This window comes from Dethiosulfatibacter sp., assembly GCF_983023055.1.
On record NZ_CEZJXU010000143.1, the window covers coordinates 1 to 5,348 of the forward strand.

General features: G+C 35.2%; 6 protein-coding genes and 1 other annotated feature. Of the genes, 2 read left to right on the top strand and 4 right to left on the bottom strand.

The annotated features are described in order from the left end of the window. Window positions 1-70: 70 nt before the first annotated feature. Entirely contained in the window at window positions 71-865 is a 795-nt protein-coding gene (locus AC3AX0_RS06430; RefSeq protein ID WP_487549480.1) for a GTP pyrophosphokinase, read from the bottom strand. Between the two features lie 100 nt (window positions 866-965). Between AC3AX0_RS06430 and AC3AX0_RS06435 the strand changes: the two genes are divergently transcribed. Then, window positions 966-1,865 carry a fumarylacetoacetate hydrolase family protein gene (locus AC3AX0_RS06435; RefSeq protein WP_487549481.1) on the top strand — a complete coding sequence of 300 codons (900 nt, stop codon included), beginning with the start codon at window positions 966-968 and terminating at the stop codon, window positions 1,863-1,865. 89 nt (window positions 1,866-1,954) lie between these two features. Beyond that, window positions 1,955-2,170 (top strand): hypothetical protein, encoded by a 216-nt coding sequence (locus AC3AX0_RS06440; protein ID WP_487549482.1) that lies wholly within the window; start codon window positions 1,955-1,957, stop codon window positions 2,168-2,170. Window positions 2,171-2,274: 104 nt separating this feature from the next. Here AC3AX0_RS06440 and epsC read toward each other — a convergent pair whose 3' ends face one another. From epsC to AC3AX0_RS06455, 3 genes are all read right to left on the bottom strand, one after another. Further along, window positions 2,275-2,853, bottom strand: coding sequence for a serine O-acetyltransferase EpsC (gene epsC, locus AC3AX0_RS06445; protein WP_487549483.1), 579 nt, complete (start codon window positions 2,851-2,853; stop codon window positions 2,275-2,277). A gap of 11 nt (window positions 2,854-2,864) precedes the next feature. Further along, a complete protein-coding gene (cysK, locus tag AC3AX0_RS06450; protein ID WP_487549484.1) occupies window positions 2,865-3,755 on the bottom strand; it encodes a cysteine synthase A in 891 nt (296 codons plus the stop codon). A 40-nt stretch (window positions 3,756-3,795) separates the two neighbouring features. Continuing rightward, window positions 3,796-4,019: a binding site (T-box leader), on the bottom strand. A gap of 222 nt (window positions 4,020-4,241) precedes the next feature. Beyond that, window positions 4,242-5,258 carry an aspartate-semialdehyde dehydrogenase gene (locus AC3AX0_RS06455; RefSeq protein ID WP_487549485.1) on the bottom strand — a complete coding sequence of 339 codons (1,017 nt, stop codon included), beginning with the start codon at window positions 5,256-5,258 and terminating at the stop codon, window positions 4,242-4,244. Window positions 5,259-5,348 lie beyond the last annotated feature (90 nt).

Here is a 5,348-nt window from a genome sequence, read left to right on the forward strand (position 1 = left end):
ACGACAAAGCAATAGAATATCAATATAAAATTAAATAAAAGAATATAAAAGAATAGATTCCCAAGGGAATCTATTCTTTTATATGCAGTTTTTGATTCATCTGTTCGAGCTTCCTGTTCATTTCCCTAAGCTCTTCGATGCTTCCTCTCTCCCTGAGAGTATAGAAATCCGCCTGGATTTTTTCAATATTCTTCATAGGAACATTTCCACTGAAATACAATACCTGAATTTTTTTGATTATCCTAGCTACTAAAGAAGTCCTCATCATGAATACCTCCTGGGCATCCATTATCTCAAACTTGATCTTCGACATTTCATCATCAAGCCTTCCTGCAACCTCTGCCGACTCCCTGAGTCTTTCCTTAAGCTCTGCTGGCATCTTTTCACCGAATTTATAATTTATGGAATGCTCTATGGTAGCCCAAAAATTCATAGCTAAAGTTCTTATCTGTATTTCTGCAAGAACCTCTTTTTCTCCAAAGGCTGTTTGGACAACGTAGCTTATAATTATATGATAGCTTTTGTATCCACTTTCCTTCTTGTTTGTAATATAATCTCTTTCTTCGATTATTTTAAGATCTTTTCCATCCCTGTTCCTAATATGGTCTACAACATGAGGAATATCATCTACAAGCTGGCATATTATCCTTATACCTGCAATATCTTCTATGCTTTCAACCTCAACTGATTTTCTATGAGCCTTTTCAATTATGCTTGATATTTTTTTCACTCTTCCAGTAGTGAATTCTATCGGAGAGTATTCATTCATGTCGCGATACTCTTTTCTAATACTCTTAAACTTGACTTTGAGTTCTTCAACAGCCTGTTCATATGGCAATAGGAATTCGTCCCAGTTCTTTATCATGTCTTTTCCCCCATATCTTTTATATCTTATTATATAAAATTATTTGAGTTTTTAAAAGATATAATTTATACTAATACTATTATAGCTTAGGAGGTCACATATGTATTTTTTAAGATTCAAATATCAGGATGTAATAAATCTTGGAGTTATGGATATGAACAGGACAAAGGTTGTCAGTCTTGAAAAGCTGAAAAGTATTATAAATACTGATAATATCATAGATATGAACGAATTGATAAAATCATTAAAGGAAGAAGATATTGAAAAAATATCAGACTTCGTTAACCAAACTTCGGACTGTCTTAAAATAGATGATGTTAAAGTATTATCTCCCATTGAATATTCCTTTAGAAATCTCTTCTGCCTAGGTAAAAACTACGTTGAACATATAAACGAAGTTCAGTCCATGCCAAATGTAAAAGGCGATATTCCTGAACATCCCATATATTTCAGTAAAACCTGTTATCCTTCAATCGGTCCAGAAGATTCAATAATAATTGATGAAAGTCTTACAAAATCAGTGGACTATGAAGTGGAACTTGCATTAATTATAGGAAAAGAAGGAAAAAACATTTCAAAAGAAAACATAGTTGACCATATTTTCGGATATACCATAGTAAACGACGTTTCCGCCAGAGACCTTCAAATGAGACACGGCCAGTGGCACAGAGGAAAAAGTCTGGATACATTTACACCTATGGGACCATATATTATTCACAAATCACAGGTTCCCTACCCCGTAAACCTTAACATCAAATGCTGGGTAAATAATGAGCTACGACAAAACTCAAACACCTCGAAAATGATATTCGATATAGACTACATAATTTCCGATCTATCAAAGAGCACAACATTATATCCAGGAGATATAATACTTACAGGTACTCCAGCAGGAGTTGGCATGGGCTTCAAACCTCCAAAGATGCTTCAGGACGGAGATATTGTCAAATGCGAAATAGAAAAAATAGGAGTTCTGACAAACAAGGTGAAATGTCTTTAAGAAAGAATCCATGCATATGTATTGTATGATTGGGTATCAAAATAATATATAAACTATCTTTGTAAAATATTTCTGTAAGGGGTTATACAATGAAAAGATTTATAATATTAATACTGATACTATCAATCGCATTAGCAGGATGTCTTGAAGTTCCCGAGATAGAAGATGTAACAATAGATCCAGATACTCTGGAAATGAACAATGTACAGACACCAATCCTTAAAATGCCAGAATTAAAATTACCGGAATTTAAAATGCCAAAATTCAAATTGCCAAAACTAAAACTGCCAAAATTTGATTTTTAGACACTTCAATCAAATAAATATAAGAATTATTTCAAAATAAAAACGCTGATATCTCAGCGTTTTCTACAGTTCTACCATAAACCTTTACGGCTATTTTGCTAATCTCAAATTATCATTTCATTGAAGATTTTCTTATCTAGATATTCCTCAACATTAATTACGCTTTCTCTTCTTACTTCTTTGGCTCTTATACCAACTACTGTGGAATTGGCCTGTGTATCTCTCAGTACCACCGAATTGGCACCAATTTTTGTACCGGTTGCAATTAAAATATTTCCAAGAACCTTGGCACCTGCTCCTATAACAACATTATCCTCAATAGTCGGATGCCTCTTTCCAGTTTCCTTTCCAGTACCTCCAAGTGTAACACCATGGTACATATGAACATTGTTTCCTATTTCAGCAGTTTCACCTATTACAACACCCATTCCGTGGTCGATGAAAAGCCCCTGTCCAATTGTTGCTCCAGGATGTATCTCTATTCCTGTAAAAAATCTTGAAATATTTGATATAAACCTAGCCATAAAGAACATATTTCTTTTGTAAAGAGCCTTTGCGATTCTATGATCTATTATTGCCCTTATATGAGGATAAAGTATAAGAACCTCCATCCTATTTCTTGCTGCAGGATCCTTTTCTATTACTACATCGATATCGTGTAAAATATTCTTCATAAATTTCATAATCTACTCCTTTAAAATATACCTAATGACAAATACTTTTCTCCACCATCTGGAGAAAGTGTTACAATCTTCTTGTCTTTGCCGTATTTTTCCGCCAGCTTCTTAGCCGCCGCTATGTTGGCTCCCGTTGACAGTCCAACAAGTATCCCTGTATCTCTTACAAATTCAACTGTTTCTTTCTCAGCATCCTCATAATCTATTTTTATGACTTCATCCATGTCTTCTGGAATGAAGATATCCGTTATGAATCCTGCACCTATACCCTGTATCTTATGAGGGCCAGGTTCCTCTCCGGATATTACAGCCGAATCGGAAGGCTCTACTGCAATGCACAATATTTTTCTTTCCTGCTCCTTCAGTCTTTTTGATATTCCTGAAAATGATCCGCCTGTTCCTACTCCTGCAACGAATATGTCCATATCAGGTATATCTTCCAAAAGCTCCAGCGAAGTCGTTTCATAGTGTATTTCTCTGTTAGCAGGATTTGAAAACTGTCTTACGACAAAGTATCTCGAATCATTTTCTGCCATTTTATCAGCCATTTCAATGGATCCCTTCATACCCTTAGCACCATCCGTAAGAATAAGCTCGGCACCGTATGATTGTATCATCATTCTTCTTTCTTCACTCATGGAGTCAGGCATTACTATTATAACCTTGTATCCCTTAATCTTTCCTATCATCGCAATTGCAATTCCAGTATTTCCACTTGTTGCTTCAACAAGTACGCTGTCCTTTTTCAATATACCTCTATTTTCAGCATCTTCTATCATTCCCATTGCTGCCCTGTCCTTGATGCTTCCTCCAGCATTGAACTTTTCAAGCTTTATATATATATTTCTGTCTTTCATCTTGTACAACGGTGTGTTTCCGATGAGTTTCAGTGAGTCTTTAATTATCATTTATATCTCCTTTCAAAAAATATAAAAAACTCCGTCTATTGCTAGAGACGAAGTTTATTCGCGGTTCCACTCTAATTGGAAAAACCCTCTTTGTCCGGTACATAAATACCGTATCGCTATAACGTGCGAATCACGGTGCAGCCTACTATATTCGGTGCACTACTCCAAAGGGCACTTCACATACTATCCGTTAAGCATCTCCCAGCAATGATGCTCTCTCTTAAAACTTCAAAATATGCTACTTTCCTTCTTCAATGTAATTCCTACTAATTTACTTGGTTTTTATTATTTTACTCAATTTATTCATCTTTGTCAATGATTTTATTGTGAAATCATTCAAAAAACATTTATCTCTATTGAATATTCACTATTAAAGATGTATAATTATGTCGAAAAAGAACTTAAACCCAAAATATAAAAGGAGCTGCCTAACTGGACATATCCAGTAATGAGCAACTCCTATTTTCTTGATTCAATTTATTTTTTCTATTTCACAAGGTTTTTTTCAACTACAAGCTGTGCTATCTGAACTGCGTTTGTTGCCGCACCTTTTCTTACCTGGTCTCCACAGCACCACAATACTAGTGAATTTTTAGCGCTGATATCTTTTCTAATTCTTCCTACATATATAAGGTCCTGGTCCGAAGAATCAAGAGGCATAGGATACTGATAGTTTTCCAAATCGTCAACAAGCTTCACACCATCTGCATACTTAAGCAACTCCTTTGCTTTTTCAACAGTTATTTCACTTTCAGTTTCAAGAGTGATTGACTCAGAGTGGCTTCTGAAAACAGGAACCCTTACACAAGTACAGTTTACATTAAGCTCTGGACTATGAAGTATCTTTCTTCCTTCATTCTGCATCTTCATCTCTTCTTCAGAATATCCATTGTCATAGAAAGGTCCTATATGAGGAATCAAGTTGTATGCTATCTGGTACTGAAAAGTGTCTATTTCAACTTCTTTTCCTTCTTCAAGTGCTGTAACCTGGCTTTCAAGCTCTTCAAATCCTTTTACACCTGCGCCTGAAACAGCCTGATATGTAGATACTATCATTCTGTTTATTTTGCTGTATTTGTTGAGTTTATTGATTGCCGTAAGTGCAATGATTGTAGAACAGTTTGGATTTGCTATGATTCCATTGTGATTCAAGACATCGTCAGGATTCACTTCAGGAACAACCAATGGAACATCATCATTAAGTCTAAATGCACTGCTGTTGTCAACTACAATAACGCCCTTCGATGCCGCTATTGGGCTGAACTTTCTGCTTACTCCACTTCCAACTGCAACAAGAAGAATGTCAATATCATCAAATGAATCCTCTGTAACTTCTTCTACAATATAGTCTTTTCCATTCCAGTTTATATTTTTACCTGCACTTTTAGCGCTGGCCAACAGTTTCAAATTCTTAATAGGAAAATTTCTTTCTGCTAATACATTGAGCATCTCTTCTCCTACTGCTCCAGTTGCTCCTAATATACCCACGTTTACATTATTCATAATTTCCTCCGAATGCTTTTGTAATTTACGAGCTATTATAACACAAATATAATTCTTGTAAAAGGTTTTTTTGTGTTTTTCTAAAAAACA

What these genes read in the sequence shown, in the direction of transcription:
- AC3AX0_RS06430 (WP_487549480.1), bottom strand. Translation starts at nt 865, where the DNA reads ATGATAAAGAACTGGGACGAATTCCTATTGCCATATGAACAGGCTGTT.
- cysK (WP_487549484.1), bottom strand. Translation starts at nt 3,755, where the DNA reads ATGATAATTAAAGACTCACTGAAACTCATCGGAAACACACCGTTGTAC.
- AC3AX0_RS06435 (WP_487549481.1), top strand. Translation starts at nt 966, where the DNA reads ATGTATTTTTTAAGATTCAAATATCAGGATGTAATAAATCTTGGAGTT.
- AC3AX0_RS06440 (WP_487549482.1), top strand. Translation starts at nt 1,955, where the DNA reads ATGAAAAGATTTATAATATTAATACTGATACTATCAATCGCATTAGCA.
- AC3AX0_RS06455 (WP_487549485.1), bottom strand. Translation starts at nt 5,258, where the DNA reads ATGAATAATGTAAACGTGGGTATATTAGGAGCAACTGGAGCAGTAGGA.
- epsC (WP_487549483.1), bottom strand. Translation starts at nt 2,853, where the DNA reads ATGAAATTTATGAAGAATATTTTACACGATATCGATGTAGTAATAGAA.